At 71.1% G+C, this 16,526-nt stretch carries 15 protein-coding genes; 13 read left to right on the top strand and 2 right to left on the bottom strand.

Annotated features, from left to right (window positions below; translation table 11 throughout):
* The first annotated feature begins 364 nt into the window (after positions 1-364).
* The 13 genes from ACGF3I_RS06095 to serA all read left to right on the top strand — a co-directional run bounded on the left by ACGF3I_RS06095 (position 365) and on the right by serA (position 14,927).
* Positions 365-955, top strand: coding sequence for a TetR family transcriptional regulator (locus ACGF3I_RS06095; RefSeq protein WP_393129391.1), 591 nt, complete (start codon positions 365-367; stop codon positions 953-955).
* Between the two features lie 494 nt (positions 956-1,449).
* A complete protein-coding gene (locus tag ACGF3I_RS06090; protein WP_393129390.1) occupies positions 1,450-2,694 on the top strand; it encodes an NAD(P)/FAD-dependent oxidoreductase in 1,245 nt (414 codons plus the stop codon).
* Between the two features lie 113 nt (positions 2,695-2,807).
* Positions 2,808-3,143 (top strand): cupin domain-containing protein, encoded by a 336-nt coding sequence (locus ACGF3I_RS06085; protein ID WP_393129389.1) that lies wholly within the window; start codon positions 2,808-2,810, stop codon positions 3,141-3,143.
* A gap of 14 nt (positions 3,144-3,157) precedes the next feature.
* Positions 3,158-4,780, top strand: a complete 1,623-nt coding sequence (locus ACGF3I_RS06080) for a class I tRNA ligase family protein (protein ID WP_393129388.1) — start codon at positions 3,158-3,160, stop codon at positions 4,778-4,780.
* A gap of 56 nt (positions 4,781-4,836) precedes the next feature.
* Entirely contained in the window at positions 4,837-5,205 is a 369-nt protein-coding gene (panD, locus tag ACGF3I_RS06075; protein WP_393129387.1) for an aspartate 1-decarboxylase, read from the top strand.
* A 63-nt stretch (positions 5,206-5,268) separates the two neighbouring features.
* Positions 5,269-6,600 carry a SidA/IucD/PvdA family monooxygenase gene (locus ACGF3I_RS06070; RefSeq protein WP_393129386.1) on the top strand — a complete coding sequence of 444 codons (1,332 nt, stop codon included), beginning with the start codon at positions 5,269-5,271 and terminating at the stop codon, positions 6,598-6,600.
* Positions 6,597-7,679, top strand: coding sequence for an NAD(P)/FAD-dependent oxidoreductase (locus ACGF3I_RS06065; RefSeq protein WP_393129385.1), 1,083 nt, complete (start codon positions 6,597-6,599; stop codon positions 7,677-7,679). The genes ACGF3I_RS06070 and ACGF3I_RS06065 overlap by 4 nt, the downstream gene beginning before the upstream one ends.
* Entirely contained in the window at positions 7,679-9,004 is a 1,326-nt protein-coding gene (locus ACGF3I_RS06060) for a hypothetical protein (protein ID WP_393129384.1), read from the top strand. Before ACGF3I_RS06065 ends, ACGF3I_RS06060 begins: the two co-directional genes overlap by 1 nt.
* 3 nt (positions 9,005-9,007) lie before the next feature.
* On the top strand, positions 9,008-9,850 hold the full coding sequence (locus ACGF3I_RS06055) for a VOC family protein (protein WP_393129383.1): 843 nt from the start codon (positions 9,008-9,010) through the stop codon (positions 9,848-9,850).
* The gene (locus ACGF3I_RS06050) at positions 9,847-11,781 is read left to right on the top strand and encodes a 2-oxoacid:acceptor oxidoreductase subunit alpha (RefSeq protein WP_393129382.1); all 1,935 of its coding nucleotides are present in this window, start codon (positions 9,847-9,849) and stop codon (positions 11,779-11,781) included. Before ACGF3I_RS06055 ends, ACGF3I_RS06050 begins: the two co-directional genes overlap by 4 nt.
* Positions 11,771-12,823, top strand: coding sequence for a 2-oxoacid:ferredoxin oxidoreductase subunit beta (locus tag ACGF3I_RS06045; protein WP_393129381.1), 1,053 nt, complete (start codon positions 11,771-11,773; stop codon positions 12,821-12,823). Before ACGF3I_RS06050 ends, ACGF3I_RS06045 begins: the two co-directional genes overlap by 11 nt.
* Positions 12,824-12,861: 38 nt before the next feature.
* Positions 12,862-13,185 carry a ferredoxin gene (gene fdxA / locus ACGF3I_RS06040; protein ID WP_393129380.1) on the top strand — a complete coding sequence of 108 codons (324 nt, stop codon included), beginning with the start codon at positions 12,862-12,864 and terminating at the stop codon, positions 13,183-13,185.
* Between the two features lie 125 nt (positions 13,186-13,310).
* Positions 13,311-14,927, top strand: a complete 1,617-nt coding sequence (gene serA / locus ACGF3I_RS06035; RefSeq protein ID WP_393129379.1) for a phosphoglycerate dehydrogenase — start codon at positions 13,311-13,313, stop codon at positions 14,925-14,927.
* Here serA and ACGF3I_RS06030 read toward each other — a convergent pair.
* Positions 14,897-15,436, bottom strand: coding sequence for a winged helix-turn-helix transcriptional regulator (locus tag ACGF3I_RS06030; protein WP_393129378.1), 540 nt, complete (start codon positions 15,434-15,436; stop codon positions 14,897-14,899). The two genes, serA and ACGF3I_RS06030, sit on opposite strands and share 31 nt — an antisense overlap.
* 102 nt (positions 15,437-15,538) lie before the next feature.
* Positions 15,539-16,456: a LysR family transcriptional regulator gene (locus tag ACGF3I_RS06025; protein ID WP_393129377.1), complete on the bottom strand. Its 918-nt coding sequence runs from the start codon at positions 16,454-16,456 to the stop codon at positions 15,539-15,541.
* Positions 16,457-16,526: the final 70 nt, after the last annotated feature.

Genomic DNA, 16,526 nt, shown 5'->3' with positions numbered 1-16,526 from the left:
CCTCCCGCCGGACGCGTAGTTGGGTAGCGCGCGCGATCCCTCCGCACGAACCAGCCAATGCACAGAGCGGCGACTTGATGCCGTTGACCTGCACAGCCACACTGTCCGGCACGCCCACTGGACGGCCGGACCGGCCCCGCCGGCGCGGCCCGCCCACGAAGCGGCCCGCCGCGGGGCGCTGGGCCGGGGACGGTACCGGCAGTGCGCGCGGGACAGCAGCCACGGCCCGCGGGGCGCGTGCTCGCGGCATCGCGGCGGACACGACTCGGCGCCCGTCCTGTCCGTGGCGGCGGAAGCGGTGACCGCCTTGCCGATCACCAACGAGCGCAACGCGGAGACACGCATGGTGAGACAGGAACGCGCAGTGCGCACCCGGCAGGCCCTGGTGGACGCCGCCGCCGCGGAGTTCGACCGCAGCGGATACGACGGTACGTCCCTGAACCGGGTCTGCAGAGCGGCCGGCATCACCATGGGGGCGCTGACGTTCCACTTCGCGGCGAAGGACGAACTGGCCGACGCCGTGCAGTCGCAGGGTCAGCTCATCACGCGCCAGGCCCTGGACGGCCTGCCCGAGGGGGAGGCGCCGGCGCTGCACCGTGCCATCGATCTGACCCTGGAACTCGCGCGGCTGCTGGAGGCGGAGCCCGCCGTGCGGTCGGCCGCCCGGCTCAGCCGCGAGCGGCCCGACCGCGACCTCGCCTGGTCCGCCGCATGGCTCGACACGGTCCAGGAGTTGTTCGAACAGGCTTACCGCGAGGGTCAGTTGCACTCAGCCGTGCGTCCCACCTCACTCGCCGCGCTCTCCCACTACCTCATGATCGGTACGGAGTGTCGCGCTCGCGCCGAGCATGAAGAGGCGGGCTCTGACAAGGAGTTGACCGCTGTCGATCAGCTCCGACAGATCTGGGACATAGTGCAGTACGGCATCGGCGGCCCGCCCGGAGCGGGCGTCTGAGACGGGCGAACAAGCGTCATTCGTACCGCAGTGCGAAACCCACTGACGATTTTCGCGAGTCGACATTGCCGCCCCGGTGCCCCGGCACGGATCGTAGAACTCGTAACCGACACACCAACGAGGGGCGACCGTGGTGGAGACGGAATGGACGGCCAGGGTTCCAGCGCGTGTCACGACGCATCGCCGCCGTGTTCCCGGATCCGCCACACCCGGGCCCACCGCGGCCCGCGCGTGACGAATCCGGGAGACCACCCGCGACCCGTGGTCCTTCCCCGCTGAACACCGGCTTCACCGGCCCCGGCCGGGGCCGGGCGCGCCCTCACCGGGCGCCGTCACAACGCTTCCCGGCCGACGGTCGGCATGCCGTCCCGCCGCGCACCGGCGTGTTCCGGCCCCTGCCCGGCACATATGGGTGACCAGCCCGGATTTCCGGCTGCCTCTCTTCGGGGTGGCCTCCATCGGCACGCCTTGAAAAGACTCCTGTGGAGGGTTCCATGGCGATACCTGAGCGAATGGACGCGGTGGTGATCGGCGGTGGCATCGCCGGATCCGCCCTGGCGGCGGCGCTGGCGGGCGACGGCTACCAAGTGCTGCTCCTGGAACGGCAGACCGTCTACCGCGACAAGGTCCGCGGCGAGGTCATCAACTGCTGGGGCGTGGTCGAACTGATCGAACTCGGCCTGGAGGACGCCATCCTCAAGGCCGGCGCCAGCTACGTCGACCGCTTCATCGGCTACGACGAGACCGTCGACCCGGACACCGCCCAGGCCAAGGCCATCCCGCTCGACGAGATGATCCCCGGCATCCGCGGCGTCCTCGACGTGGGCCACCCCGACGCCTGCGAGGCCCTCGCCACCGCCGCCGCCGAAGCCGGCGCCACCGTCGTCCGCGGCATCGGCGACGTCACCGTCACCGGCGGCGCCAAGCCCAGCGTGCGCTACGAGTACAACGACATCGAGTACGACGTGCCCTGCCGGATTGTCATCGGCGCCGACGGGCGCACCTCGACCGTGCGGCGCCAGCTCGGCGTCCAGCTCACCCAGACCCCGCCCAACTCGCTCGGCGGCGGCATGCTGGTCGAGGACCTGCACGACTGGCCCGTGAACGTGACCTCCATCGGCACCGAGGGCGACCTGCTCTACTTCGTCTTCCCCCGGGCCGGCGCCAAGGCCCGGCTCTACCTCCTGCACGACGTGGCCCAGAAGGGCCGCTTCTCCGGGCCCACCCGCCAGGCCGACTTCCTCAAGGCCTTCCAGTTCCAGTGCATCCCGGGCAGCGAGATGTTCGCCGCGGCCAGCCCCTCGGAGTCCTGCGCCTTCTACCCGATGAACGACGCCTGGACCGACGGCCCCGTCGTGCCCGGCGGCGTCCTCATCGGCGACGCGGCCGGCTGGACCGACCCGGTCGTCGGCCAGGGCCTGTCGATCGCCCTGCGCGACGCCCGCCTGGTCCGCGACGCACTGCGCTCGCACACCGACTGGGCGCCCGAGGCCCTCAAGGAATACGTCGACGAGCGCGAGGAGCGCATGCGCCGGCTGCGCATCTCCGGCGCGGTGCGCACCACGATGAACATGACCTTCAGCCCGGAGGGCGCGGCCCGCCGCATGGCCTACGCCAAGGCGTGGCCCGAGGACCCGGTCCTGGCCGGCTCCCGCCTCGCCACCTTCCAGGGTGCCTTCGGCGTCCCCGCCGAGTCCTTCCACCCCGACACCATCCAGCGCCTGTACGCCCTGCGCTAGCCCGGCCCGCGCGCCGCCCCGGCGACCCGCGCCCCACACCCCCTCCGTACGCCGACCCCGGAAGACCCGGGACGGCCCCGGAAGACCGGAAGACCCAGGAAAGGGCCCCACCCATGCATGTGAAGACCGACGCCGACACCCAGATCCGCAAGAACGGCTGCGACATCCGCGAGCTCTACCCGTGGGACGGCGTCGTCGTACCGCCGTGGAACTCCACGCTCTGCTCGATCCGGCCCACCGAGTCCAGCACCCCCCACGGGCACGCCACCGACGAGACGTTCATCTTCATCAGCGGCGAGGGGCACGTCCGCGTCGGCGCCGAGGAGCGCACCATCATGCCGGGGGACGTCATCTACATCCCGAACGGCACCGACCACATCGTCACCAACACCAGCGACGCCGAACCGCTGAAGTTCGTCAGCATCTACTGGCTCCAGCCCACCGCGTAGGGAGGAGACCCACGATGAGCGAGCTCTCCGACACTCCCCGACGGCAGATCAACGTCACTTTCTCGCCACCTACCCCCAACGGCGACCTGCACCTCGGCCACCTGGCCGGCCCGGTGCTCAACAGCGACATCTGCGCCCGCTCCCAGAAGATCCTGGGCCACGACGTCGCCTTCGCCACCAGCACCGACGACAACCAGACCTATGTCGTCACCACCGCCGAGCGGCTGGGCACCACCCCCGAAGCCCTCATCCAGCACGCCCTGGACAGCGTCACCCGGTCCCTCGAACTGGCCGGGGTGGACGTCGACCTCTTCGAGCGCCCGGACGCCGACTACACCGAATTCGTCCGGGACTTCTTCACCCGCCTGTGGGAGCACGGCTCCTTCGACCTGCGCGAGGTGGAGCTGCCGTACGACGCGGAGACCGGGGAGTACAAGGCCGAGGCGTTCGTCACCGGACGCTGCCCCACCTGCCTCGCGCACGCCAGGGCCGGGGTGTGCGAGGCGTGCGGGCTCTACAACCTGCCGGGCGCGCTGCTGCCGGTCACCGACACGGCCTCCGCGCTGCCGCGCAAGTCCGTCTCGATCTGGGTCCTGGACCTGGAGCGGTACCGGTCCCTGATCACCAACTGGTACCGCACCTCCGACGTGCGACTGCGCCCCGACCTCGCCAAGGTCGTCTCCGACACCCTCGCCGGGCGCCTGCCCTACATCCCCATCACCTACCCCACCGCCTGGGGCATCGCGGTGGACTGGGACGGCCCGGAGATCCAGCCGCAGGCCATCAACGCCTGGCCGGAGATCTACGTCGGCCACGTCTACTGGCTCCAGCAGGCGCGCCTGGACTCCCGCGCGGAGTGCGACGAGCTGGTCCAGTTCATCGGCATCGACAACGGCTTCTACAACGCCTTCATCTACGTCACGCTGTCGCTGCTCGCGGCCCGCCACGGCATGCCGGTGGCGCTGCCAAGGACCCGCACGCTCACCAACCAGTACTACATGCTGGAGGGCCGCAAGTTCTCCACCAGCAAGGGTGACGTGCGCTGGGCCAAGGACTACCTGGAGGACGTCGGCCGCGACCGGGCCCGCTTCGTGCTCGCCCTGACCAGCCCCGAACTCCAGCAGGCCGAGTTCAGCGAGCCCATCGCCGCCCGCACCATCGAGGCCCGCTACGACGCCCCGCTGCGCACCATCGTCGACGGCCTCGCCCCGCTGGCCGGCCGAAGCGCCGAAGAGCCTCCCTCCGCCTGGTGGGCCGATGCCCTCACGGCGTCGAGGCAGCGGTTCGAGGACGCCTACCGGCTGGAGAACTTCAGTGTCCGCAAGGCCGCCGAAGCCCTCGCCCTGCACCTGGAGGTACTCGCCCTGCGCTGCGAGAACCTCGACACCGAGGACCCCGGTGAGGCCGGCGGCGCCCTGCGGTTCCTCTGGGCACTGCGCACCCTCGGCTGGCCCGTCGCGCCGGACCTCGCCGAACACATCTCGACGGCCTTCGGCGCCGCCTCCACCGTGGGCAAGGCCCCCCTGCTCGCCGACCTCGACACGGCTCCCGGCAGCCACTTCCGCGGACTCACCGTGCCCCCGGCCCCCGAGACCACGGGCCCCGCAGAGATCGCCAGCGGCCACCACAAGCGCTGAGCGGCCCGCCAACTCCCGTACCACACAACCCTGTTGACACCACAAGGAGTTCTTCCATGCTGCGCACGTTCATGAACTCGAAGATCCACCGCGCCACCATCACCGACAGCAACCTGAACTACGTCGGCTCCATCACCATCTCGCCCGAACTGCTCGACGCCGCCGGCATCGGCGTCCACGAGCTGGTGCACGTGGTGAACATCAACAACGGCGCCCGCTTCGAGACGTACACCATCCTCGGCGAGCCCGGCCGCAGCCAGGTCGTCGTCAATGGCGCGGCGGCCCGCCTGGTGGCCCCCGGCGACAAGGTCATCGTCATCAGCTACGCCCAGCTGAACACCGACGAGGTCGCCGACCACAAGTCCCGCGTCGTGCACGTGGACGACACGAACGCGATCACCGAGACGGTGCTGCTGAGCGTCTGACGCCCAGGCACACACCCCCCAACGACGTTCCTGCATGCACGACAAGTCGAGGATGCGTGAACCGTGACAACCCAGAAGATCTACCCGGTGCTGGGAGTGGGCTTCGGACCCGCGAACCTCTCCCTCGCGGTCGCGCTCGAAGAACGCGGCCGCACCGGTCTCGCCCACTACATCGAGCGCTCCGAGGGCTTCCAGTGGCAGGAGGAACAACTCCTGCCGGGTGCCGACATCCAGAACAACCCGTTCCGCGACCTGGCCATGCCGCGCAACCCGGCGAGCCCTCACACCTTCGTCAAGTACCTGGCCGCACGCGGGTCGTTGACCGACTACCTGCACCTCAACGCCAAGTTCCCGCTGCGCCGCGAGTACTCCGGCTATCTGGCGTGGGTGGCCGAGGCCTTCCGCGACCAGGTCGACTACGGGCGCTCGGCGACCGGGCTCACCCTGGTCGAGGCCGAGGACGGCGGTGAACTGTTCCGCGTCGAGACCGACGACGGCGGCCACTACCTCGCGCGCAACGTGAGCGTGGGCACCGGGCGCTCGCCGCGGATCCCGTACGCCTTCCAGAAGAGCGTGGGCCGCAGCGTCTTCCACTCCACCAAGTACCTCTCGTCCATCGAGCGGTTCAAGGACCGTGCCATCAAGGTCGCCGTGGTCGGAGCGAGCCAGAGCGCCATCGAGATCATCCTCGACCTGCTCGGCCGCCCCAACGTCCAGCAGGTGACCTCGGTGCACCGCAGCATCGGCTTCCGTCTGAAGGACACCAGCCCCTACAGCCGGCAGGTGTTCCTGCCCGAGTTCGTCGACTACTTCCACCCGCTGCCCAACGCCATGAAGCGCCGGCTGCGCGGCGAACTGCGGTCGATCAACTACGCGGCCTGCGACCAGGACGTGATCGACCGCCTGGTGGGCGTGCAGCGCGAGTACGAGCTGACCGGCTCCGACCGGCTGGTCATGAAGCCGTTCTCCGAGGCCGTCATCAGCAAGCCGCTCGGACAGGGCCACCGGATGGTGCTGCGCGACATCAACAACCTCACCGAGGACACCCTGGACGCCGACGTGATCATCATGGCGACCGGCTTCAAGGACTTCGGCAGCGACCCGGGCGACGAGCCCTACCACCCCCTCCTGGAGGGCATCGCGCACCGGCTGCCGCTCGACGACGACGGCGTGCCCGTCGTCGCACGGGACTACTCCATCGAGCTCAAGTCCCAGGCGGACAGCCCGCAGCCGCTGCGGGTCTATCTCAACGGGCTCTGCGAGGCGAGTCACGGCATGGGCGACGCCGGCGCCCTGGCCATGCTGTCGGTGCGGGCGACGGACATCGCCGACTCGCTCCTGCGGTACGACACCTTCGACCGCGAGGAGCTGCTGACCGTCGGGACCGCCCCGTGAGTCACACCGCCATCGCCGCGGACGTCGCCGTCGTCGGCGGCGGGATCATCGGGCTGGCCACGGCCGAACGGCTCACCGCCCGCGGTCTCACCGTCGTCGTCATCGACGAGACCGGGATCGCCGGAGGCGCCACGGGCGCCTCCGGCGGGCTCGTCCGCGCCTACGACCCCGGCGGCCACCACGAAGCCTGGGCCGCGGCCGGGCTGGAGACCTATCTGCGCCAGGGCCACCGCGGCACCTGGCCCCGCGTCCGCGCCCAGGGCAGCGTCACCCTCCTTCCGGAGAGCGACGCGGCCCGCGCCGCCGCGGCCGTCGCCGGGCTCAGGGCGGCCGGGCACAAGGCGGACGTCCTCGCCGGGCAGGAGATCACCACCCGCTTCCCCGGCCTCGCCGTACCCGACGGCCTGTGCGGCGTATACGAACCCGAAGCCGGCTGGCTCCCGGTGCGGGCCGTCTCGACGGCCGTGCTCGCGGACGCCGGGTCCGGGCTCCGCTTGCTGCGGGCCCGCGCCACCCGGCTGCTCGTCTCCGGCTCCCGCATCGCGGGCGTCGCCACCGCCGCGGGGCCGGTCCACGCCCCGGCCGTCCTGCTGGCCGCAGGGGTGGGCAGCACACGCCTCGCGGCCTCCGTGGACGTCCAACTGCCCCTGCGCACACGGTCGGTGGGCTTCTGCCTGTTCGAGGCGGACGAGGGTACCGACCTGGCCGCACTGCCCACCCTCGTCGACCGGACCACCGGCGCCTGGCTGCGCCCCTGGGGCACGGGCTCCCTCGTGCTGGCCGGTGTCACCTCGAAGGAGACCGATGTGCCGGTCACCGTACGGTCCGGCGTCTCGGCCCGCGAACAACAGCGGGTACGGGACGTGATCCGCCACCGCCACCCCCAGCTGGCCCACGCGCCCGGCCGTGGCGGCACGACCGCGTACGACGCGATGTCCCCCTCGGGCCGGGGCGCGGTCACCGTGCACGGCGAGGTCGCCGGCCTGGTCAGCGCCACCGGCTGGAACGGCGGCGGCTTCAAACTGGCGCCGGCCGTAGGGGAGTTCGCGGCCGAGCGGATCGCCGAGGTGGTGTCCTGATGACCGCCGAGCGCCTCAACTCCACCGACGAGATGCTCCACCGGGCGGCCGGCGCCCTCGGCTCCACCCGGATCGTCCAGGTCCTGTGGCGGTTTCGCGAACCCGTGCCGGCGACCGCGCTCCAGGCGGAGTGGGACCGGCTGAACCGGGGCCGGCTCAGCCGCCGCGCCACGTCCGCGGTGCTCCCCGGCGCCCGGCGCACCTGGATCCGGGCCCACAACGACGAACCCCTGGCCCTCGCCGGGGCCGCCCTCACCGACGACACCCTGGCGGACTGGATCGACACCCAGGTCGCGGCTCCGCTGCCGGCCGGGTCCAACGCCCTGTGGCGGCTGGCCGCGGCGCCGTACGGCGCGGGCACCCTCGTCTCGCTGACCGTGCCGCACTTCCGCTGCGACGGGCTCGGCATCTTCGACGCCATCGGCTCGGGCCGGGACCCGGACGACCGCACGGCGCCGGGCCCGGCCGAGGACGCCGTCGACCTCGCACGCCAGATCGCCGAGGCCGCGCTCGCCACCGCGCGCAGGCTTCCGGGCCTGCTCACCGCACCGGCCGAGCGGGCCAGGATCGGCGCGGCCCTGCGCGGCCCCGCGGCCGACACCGCCCCGCCCGCCGAGCCCCGCTTCTTCAGCTCCGCCATCGCGGAGGTCGACGCCGGCCTGTGGCAGGAACGGGCAGAGGCGCACGGGGGCACCGTCAACAGCCTCTTCGTCGAGATCGCCGCCAACCTCGTACGCACCTCGGTACGCGGCGGAACCGACCTGCCCGTCGACGTCGGCATCCCCATGACGCTGCGGCGCTCCGAGCACGACACCCGCGCCAATGCCCTCGTCGTCCTGCCCCTGAGCCTGCCGGGCGGCGGCGCCGAGCACACCGACCTGCGGCCGACCCGCGCGGCCACCAAGAACCTCCTGGCGAGCGCCGGCGAGCACAGCGGCACCCTGGTGCCCGAGGCGCTGTGGCACCTGCTCCCGTCCGGCCTCGCCCACCGGCTGAAGAACCCCGGCGCACAGCAGACCGACGTCGTCGCCTCCAACTTCGGTCATGTGCCGGGCGCGGTGGCCGAGTTCGCGGGACGCCGGGCCGACTCGGTCGCCCTGCGCACGATGAACGTGCCCGGCGTGCTGCCGCACAAGGCCCGGCTGCGTGCCTCGCTGTGCCTCGTACGGAACGGGGACCGGCTGACCGTGACCGCCACCGGCATGCCCGACCACTTCGGCGACTCCGTGTCCCTGCGCCGCCTCCTGGACGAGGAGCTGACCGCCTGGGGGCTGACCGCGCACCACTGGTGGGGTACCGCCGCACACCGAATGAAGGAGGCCTGACCCATGCCCACCGCACCCACCACGACCCTGCCCGACCGCTGGTTCCGCACCACCCCCGACTCCTCGCACCTCACCCGGCCGCGACTGCTCGCCCGCTCCCTGGTCGATGTGGCCCGCCTGGACGACAACATCCGCCACTACGAGCAACTGACCGGCATTGCGGGCGACTTGAGGATGCCCATCCCCGACTTCGGCGGCCTGGAACTGGCCGCCGTCGACACGATGCTGCTGATCGCCAGCGCCCGCCCGTTCACCCCCATCCAGCGGCAGACCGCCTACTCGGTCATCGTGCCCTCACTCGACGCGGAGCTGGAACGGCTCCTGCCGACCGGCACCGAACTGCTCGAACCGCCCGAGACGATCCTGCCGGGCAGCAGGGCCAGGGTGCGCTTCCCGGACGGTTCGATCGCCGAACTCGTCGAGCACCGGCCCCAGCCGGGCGAGGTGGCCGCGGCGCCTCCAGCGGCCCCGGACCGCACGGTGCGGCTGCTGCTGCGCAAGGCCGTGAGCCGCGCCGCCTTCGCCGACACCGTGGCGCTCTACGAGACGCTGCTCGACGCGACGGTCGCCGAGCGGGCCCGGCCGGAGGGCCCCTACGAGACCGAACTCGCCCGGATCGGCGACCTGTTGATCGTCGGCACCGACGGTCCCGAATACACCAGGACCGGAGCCGTCCGGCTCGCCGTCCTCACCTCGGCACCCCGCGAACTCCCGGGCGCGCAGCCGCTGGCCTATGACGCGGCCCAGGCCACCTCGCGCCACCACGTGATGCGGTTGCAGGACGGCTGGCGTGCGGAGCTGTGGGACCCGGCGCTGTTCACCCCCGACCCGGCGGTGGGCACATGAGCGCCCCGGCGCGGCCCGGGGCGACGGGCGACAGGTCCGAGGCCGTCGTCGGTGAGCAGCGCAGGCCCGCAGGGGGCAAGGAAGTCCGGCGTCTTGACCGGGTCATCATCCGTTTCGCGGGTGACTCGGGTGATGGGATGCAGCTCACCGGTGACCGGTTCACGTCGGAGACGGCGTCGTTCGGGAACGATTTGTCGACGCTGCCGAATTTCCCGGCCGAGATCAGGGCGCCTGCCGGAACACTGCCGGGTGTGTCGAGTTTCCAGCTGCATTTCGCCGATCACGACATTCTGACGCCGGGTGACGCGCCGAACGTGCTGGTCGCGATGAACCCGGCGGCGCTGAAGGCGAACCTGGGCGATGTGCCGCGGGGCGCGGACATCATCGTGAACACTGACGAGTTCGCGAAGCGGGCGATGGCCAAGGTGGGTTACGACACCTCCCCGCTGGAGGACGGTTCGCTGGCCGCGTACCACGTGCATCCGGTGCCGTTGACGACGCTGACGATCGAGGCGCTGAAGGAGTTCGGCCTGTCGCGCAAGGAGGCCGAGCGGTCGAAGAACATGTTCGCGCTGGGTCTGCTGTCGTGGATGTATCACCGTCCGACGGAGGGGACGGAGAAGTTCCTGCGGGCGAAGTTCGCGAAGAAGCCGGCGATCGCGGAGGCGAACGTGGCGGCGTTCCGGGCGGGCTGGAACTTCGGTGAGACCACCGAGGACTTCGCCGTCTCGTATGAGGTGGCTCCCGCCACCCGGGCCTTCCCCGCGGGTACCTACCGCAATATCTCCGGCAACCTGGCGCTGTCGTACGGGCTGATCGCGGCCGGGCAGCAGGCGGACCTGCCGCTCTACCTGGGCTCGTACCCGATCACTCCGGCCTCCGACATCCTGCATGAGCTGTCGCGGCACAAGAACTTCGGGGTGCGGACCTTCCAGGCGGAGGACGAGATCGCGGGGATCGGTGCGGCGCTGGGTGCCGCGTTCGGCGGCTCGCTCGCGGTGACGACCACCTCGGGTCCGGGCGTGGCCTTGAAGTCGGAGGCGATCGGGCTCGCGGTCTCCCTCGAACTGCCCCTGCTGATCGTGGACATCCAGCGTGGTGGCCCCTCGACGGGGCTGCCGACCAAGACGGAGCAGGCCGACCTGTTGCAGGCGATGTACGGGCGCAACGGTGAGGCGCCGGTGCCGGTGGTGGCGCCCAGGACGCCGGCGGACTGTTTCGACGCGGCGATGGACGCGGCGCGGATCGCGCTGGCCTACCGCACCCCGGTGTTCCTGCTCTCCGACGGCTATCTCGCCAATGGGTCGGAGCCGTGGCGGGTGCCGGAGATCGATGAACTGCCTGATCTGCGGGTGCAGTTCGCGTCGGGTCCCAATCACACGCTGGCCGACGGCACCAAGGTGTTCTGGCCCTACAAGCGGGATCCGCGGACGCTGGCGCGTCCGTGGGCGGTGCCGGGCACGCCGGGTCTTGAGCACCGGATCGGCGGGATCGAGAAGCAGGACGGCACGGGCAACATCTCCTACGACCCGGCCAACCACGACTTCATGGTCCGGACCCGCCAGGCCAAGATCGACGGTATCGAGGTCCCCGACCTGACGGTCGACGACCCCGACGGCGCCCGCACCCTGGTGCTTGGCTGGGGCTCCACCTACGGCCCGATCACCGCGGCCGTACGCCGCCTGCGCGCGGCGGGTGAGCCGATCGCCCAGGCCCACCTGCGCCACCTCAACCCCTTCCCCCACAACCTCGGCACCGTGCTCTCCTCGTACGAGCGTGTGGTGGTCCCGGAGATGAACCTGGGGCAGCTCGCCACGCTGATCAGGGCCCGCTTCCTCGTCGCGGCGCGGTCCTTCACGCAGGTCAACGGGATGCCGTTCAAGGCGGAACAGCTCGCCACGGTCCTCAAGGAGACGATCCATGCCCACTGAGGCGCTGAGGCTGATCCCTCGCAGTGAACTCCCGCTCTCCGCACGGGACTTCAAGTCGGACCAGGAGGTGCGGTGGTGCCCGGGCTGTGGTGACTACGCGATCCTGGCGGCCGTGCAGGGCTTCATGCCCGAACTCGGCCTGGCCAAGGAGAACATCGTCTTCGTCTCCGGCATCGGCTGCTCCTCCCGCTTCCCGTACTACATGAACACCTACGGGATGCACTCCATCCACGGCCGCGCCCCCGCCATCGCGACCGGCCTGGCCTCCTCACGCCGCGACCTGAGCGTGTGGGTCGTCACCGGTGACGGCGACGCCCTGTCCATCGGCGGCAACCACCTCATCCACGCCCTGCGCCGCAACGTCAACCTCAAGATCCTGCTGTTCAACAACCGGATCTACGGCCTCACCAAGGGCCAGTACAGCCCCACCTCCGAAGTCGGCAAGATCACCAAGTCGACACCGATGGGCTCCCTGGACGCCCCCTTCAACCCGGTCTCCCTCGCGATCGGCGCCGAGGCCTCCTTCGTCGCCCGCACCGTCGACTCCGACCGCAAGCACCTCACCGACGTGCTGCGCCAGGCCGCCGAACACCCCGGCACCGCGCTCGTGGAGATCTACCAGAACTGCAACATCTTCAACGACGGCGCCTTCGAGGCCCTCAAGGACAAGGACCAGGCCGAAGAGGCCGTCATCCGCCTCGAACACGGCCGGCCCATCCGCTTCGGCGCCGACAACGCCAAGGGCGTTGTGCGCGACCACACCACCGGCGACCTCACCGTCGTGCCCGTAACGGCGGACAACGAGGCCGACATCCTGATCCACGACGCCCACCAGACCTCACCCACCACCGCGTTCGCCCTGTCCCGCCTCGCCGACCCCGACACCCTGCACCACACCCCCATCGGAGTGTTCCGCTCGGTGCAACGGCCCGTCTACGACACCCTCATGTCCGACCAGCTCGACACCGCCATCGAACAGAACGGCAAGGGCGACCTCGCCACCCTCCTCGCCGGCAAGGACACCTGGACCGTCGTCGGCTGACGCGCCACCACCCCCGCCCGCAGACATCGGAGAAGCCCATGACGTACGTCATCGCCCAGCCCTGCGTGGACATCAAGGACAAGGCCTGCATCGAGGAGTGCCCGGTCGACTGCATCTACGAGGGCCCGCGAAAGCTGTACATCCACCCCGACGAATGCGTCGACTGCGGAGCCTGCGAGCCCGTGTGCCCGGTGGAAGCGGTCTTCTACGAGGGTGACCTGCCGGACTCCCTGCGCGACTACCGCACCGCCGACCGCGAGGTGTTCGTCGAGCTCGGCTCGCCGGGAAGCGCCCGCAACCACCCCGTGCTCGCCGCCGACCACGCGGTGGTCGAGGCAGCGCCGCTCAGCAGCACCACCTGACCGATCGCGGCCCGAACCGCCGCTCCGCCGCTCCTCCTGCCGTGTCGCCCGCACCGCTCGACGCCCCCTGAGCGCGCGCTCGCGCGCCGAAGCCCCAGGCCGCCCTCCCACGGATCGAGCCCGCCATGAATCGCCCTGTCGTCACCCTGCCCGTCGTCCTCATCGCCGAGGAACTCTCGCCCGCCACGGTCGTCGCCCTCGGGCCGGACTTCGACGTCCGGCGCTGTGACGGCACGGACCGCGCCGCACTGCTGGCCGCCGTGGCCGACGCCGACGCACTCCTGGTGCGCAGCGCCACCCGGGTCGACGCCGAGGTGTTCGCCGCCGCACCCCGACTGCGGGTGGTGGCCCGGGCCGGTGTGGGCCTGGACAACGTCGACATCCCGGCGGCCACCGACGCCGGCGTCCTGGTCGTCAACGCCCCGACGTCCAACGTGGTGACGGCCGCCGAACTCGCCTGCGGCCTGCTCATCTCCACGGCCCGCAACATCCCGCAGGCCACTGCCTCGCTCAAGCGCGGCGAGTGGGACCGGAGCAGGTACTCGGGTGTCGAGCTCGCCGACAAGACCCTCGGCATCCTCGGCCTCGGCCGCATCGGACTGCTGGTGGCCGAGCGGATGGCCGCGTTCGGCATGCGGGTCGTCGCACACGATCCGTACGCGCAGGAGGAGCGGGCGGCCCGCGCCGGAGTGCGGCTGCTGCCGCTCGGCGAACTCCTGGAGACGGCCGACTTCATCAGCGTCCACCTGCCGAGGACCCCCGAGACGACCGGCCTGATCGGCGAGGCCGAACTCGCCCTCGTGAAGCCCTCCGTGCGGATCGTCAACGCGGCACGGGGCGGCATCGTCGACGAGGAGGCACTGGCCGCCGCGCTCAAGGACGGCCGGGTCGCCGCGGCCGGGCTCGATGTCTTCGCCGTCGAGCCGTGCACCGACTCCCCGCTGTTCGTCCTGGACAACGTCGTCGTCACCCCGCACCTCGGCGCCTCGACGGCCGAGGCACAGGAGAAGGCCGGCCTCGCGGTCGCCGCCTCCGTCCGCCGGGTGCTGGCGGGGGAGCTGGTGCCGGAGGCCGTGAACACCCAGGCCGGTCCCGTCACACCGGAGGTCTACCCGTACCTGGCCCTCGCCGAGAAGCTGGGCCGCGTCTTCGCGGGGCTCGCCGGACACCCGGTGGGCTCCCTCGCCATCGAGGTGGCGGGGGACATCGCGCGGCACGATGTGAGCGCCCTGGAGCTGTTCGCGCTCAAGGGGATGCTCGCGGACGTGTCCGGGACGCCGGTGTCGGTGGTCAACGCGCCCCTGCTCGCCGCCCGGCACGACATCGCGGTCGACTTCACGACCGGCCCTGCCTGCCCAGACCGCCGCGACAGCCTCACCCTGCGCGGCACGCGGTCGGACGGCACCCCGGTCTCGGTCGCGGGCGCCGTCTCGGGCCGCCGCCATGTGCACCGGATCGTCGGCGTCGACGACTTCGAGGTGGACGTGGAACTCACCGACCGCATGCTCTTCCTCTGGTACGCCGACGCCCCGGGCGCCATCGGCGGCGCGGGCCGGATCCTGGGTGAGGGCGGCATCAACATCGCGGCCATGGAGATAGCGCGCTCCGACGCCGGCGAGGCCATGGCCGCGATGACCGTCGACAGCGAGGTGCCGGGGCCGGTCCTGCGCTCACTGGTCGACGAGCTCGGCGAACTCGGCGCGCGCGCCGTTCACATCGGGTCCTCGATCTCGAAGGGCTGAAGCAGCAGCCGGGGCGCCCGCAGCGCCCGGCCGACCGGGTCCCCGGGCGCCGAGACGGCTCCGGGGCCCGGCCGTGTCTCCACCTCGCACGGGGGCACCGCCGTCGCGCAGTGCGGGCATTCCCCGTACGACCCCAACTCCGTTCCGCACCGCGCGTGATGGAAGGTGCGCAGCGGCTGCGTACCGGGCGGGCACGCGCGTCCCCAGAGCCCGAGTGATCGCAGAACGGGCCAGAGGTCACGGCCGCGCTCGGTCGGCAGATATTCGTGGCGCGGGGGAGTCCGCTGGTAGCGGTGCTTTTCCAGGAGCCCGGCCTCGGTCAGCGAGCGGAGGCGGGCGGCGAGCACGGCACGCGGAATTCTCAGGTGCTCGGCGAAATGGTTGAACCGCCGTACGCCGTAGAGGGCGTCGCGCATGACCAGAAGGGTCCAGCGCTCTCCGATGATCTCCAGGGCACGGGCGATCGAGCATTCCTGCGCCGCGTAATCGTAATCCTTGCCGAGGGCCATGCCCCAAGCTTTACCCAAGGTATTCCATGGCGGAACCAATTCCTGTGCGGAATACGCTACTTCGCCAAGTCGGGGAACGCGCCGGGAGGCGGGGCGGGCCGATCAACGGGCAGCGGATTCCGCGGTCGCCGTGGCGTGGCAGAACGCCGCGAACGCGGCCGCCCGCCGGGTGAGTTGGACCCCGGCCGGCCGGGCGAGCACCACGGGCAGCGGTCGCACCTCGTCCCGGATGGGGCGCACCGCGAGGGTGCGGCCCTCGTAGCTGAGGTCGGGCGAGGGGCGCTGTATGAGCAGGGAGTAGCCCACGCCGCGCGCCACCAGGCTGCGCACCATCTCGAAGCTCTCGGTGCGGTGCCGGATCCTCGGCGCGACCCCGGCCGAACTCAGTACGTCGCTGAAGTACCGCAGGCTGGGCGGCACATCGAGCATGATCATGTCGTGTTCGGCCAGGTCGGTGAGGCCCACCTCGTCCTGCGCCGTGAGGGGATGGGCGGGCGGCAGCAGGACGTGCGGCTCCGTCGCGTACAGGGTGTCGAAGTCGATGCCGGGGCGGATGTCGACGCCGTAGAGCACGGCCAGCTCGCAGCTGCCTTCGAGCAGCAGCTGCTGGAGATCGGTGAGGGAGCCCTCCACGAAGTCGAGCGTCACCCTGGGGTGCGCTGCCTGGAACTCTTCGAGCAGTCGGGGGAGCAGGAACGGCGCGAGGGTCGTGAAGCAGCCGATCACCAGCCGCCCGGCCGGGGCCTGCCCGATGTCCCGCATTCCGGTGCGCAGTTCCTCGGCGTGGGCCAGCAGGGCGCGGGCCTGGGGAAGCAGCAGACGGCCCGCTTCGGTGAGCGTGAGGCCCTTCGCCTTGGAGCGGAGCAGAAGTTGAACTCCCAATTGTCGTTCGAGCTGGGAGATCGCCACGGAAACCGCGCCCTGGGAAATGAACAGGCGGCGGGCGGCGCCGGTCATGGTGCCGGCCTCGGCACAGGCCACGAAATGGTGCAGCTGACGCAAACTCATCCCGTCGGTCATTAATCGATTCTATAACACGCTTCAAGATTATGTCGTTTTCAAGTCGCCCCGAATATCCGAGACTTGAGGG

The sequence above is a fragment of the Streptomyces sp. NPDC048111 genome (assembly GCF_043202815.1).
Classification (GTDB): domain Bacteria; phylum Actinomycetota; class Actinomycetes; order Streptomycetales; family Streptomycetaceae; genus Streptomyces.
This window is presented reverse-complemented; position numbering and strand designations above follow the sequence as displayed.

Coding starts and splice junctions, on each gene's coding strand:
- ACGF3I_RS06025 (WP_393129377.1), bottom strand. CDS start 16,456: ATGACCGACGGGATGAGTTTGCGTCAGCTGCACCATTTCGTGGCCTGT.
- ACGF3I_RS06050 (WP_393129382.1), top strand. CDS start 9,847: ATGAGCGCCCCGGCGCGGCCCGGGGCGACGGGCGACAGGTCCGAGGCC.
- ACGF3I_RS06030 (WP_393129378.1), bottom strand. CDS start 15,436: ATGGCCCTCGGCAAGGATTACGATTACGCGGCGCAGGAATGCTCGATC.
- fdxA (WP_393129380.1), top strand. CDS start 12,862: ATGACGTACGTCATCGCCCAGCCCTGCGTGGACATCAAGGACAAGGCC.
- panD (WP_393129387.1), top strand. CDS start 4,837: ATGCTGCGCACGTTCATGAACTCGAAGATCCACCGCGCCACCATCACC.
- ACGF3I_RS06055 (WP_393129383.1), top strand. CDS start 9,008: ATGCCCACCGCACCCACCACGACCCTGCCCGACCGCTGGTTCCGCACC.
- ACGF3I_RS06090 (WP_393129390.1), top strand. CDS start 1,450: ATGGCGATACCTGAGCGAATGGACGCGGTGGTGATCGGCGGTGGCATC.
- ACGF3I_RS06060 (WP_393129384.1), top strand. CDS start 7,679: ATGACCGCCGAGCGCCTCAACTCCACCGACGAGATGCTCCACCGGGCG.
- ACGF3I_RS06045 (WP_393129381.1), top strand. CDS start 11,771: ATGCCCACTGAGGCGCTGAGGCTGATCCCTCGCAGTGAACTCCCGCTC.
- serA (WP_393129379.1), top strand. CDS start 13,311: ATGAATCGCCCTGTCGTCACCCTGCCCGTCGTCCTCATCGCCGAGGAA.
- ACGF3I_RS06085 (WP_393129389.1), top strand. CDS start 2,808: ATGCATGTGAAGACCGACGCCGACACCCAGATCCGCAAGAACGGCTGC.
- ACGF3I_RS06080 (WP_393129388.1), top strand. CDS start 3,158: ATGAGCGAGCTCTCCGACACTCCCCGACGGCAGATCAACGTCACTTTC.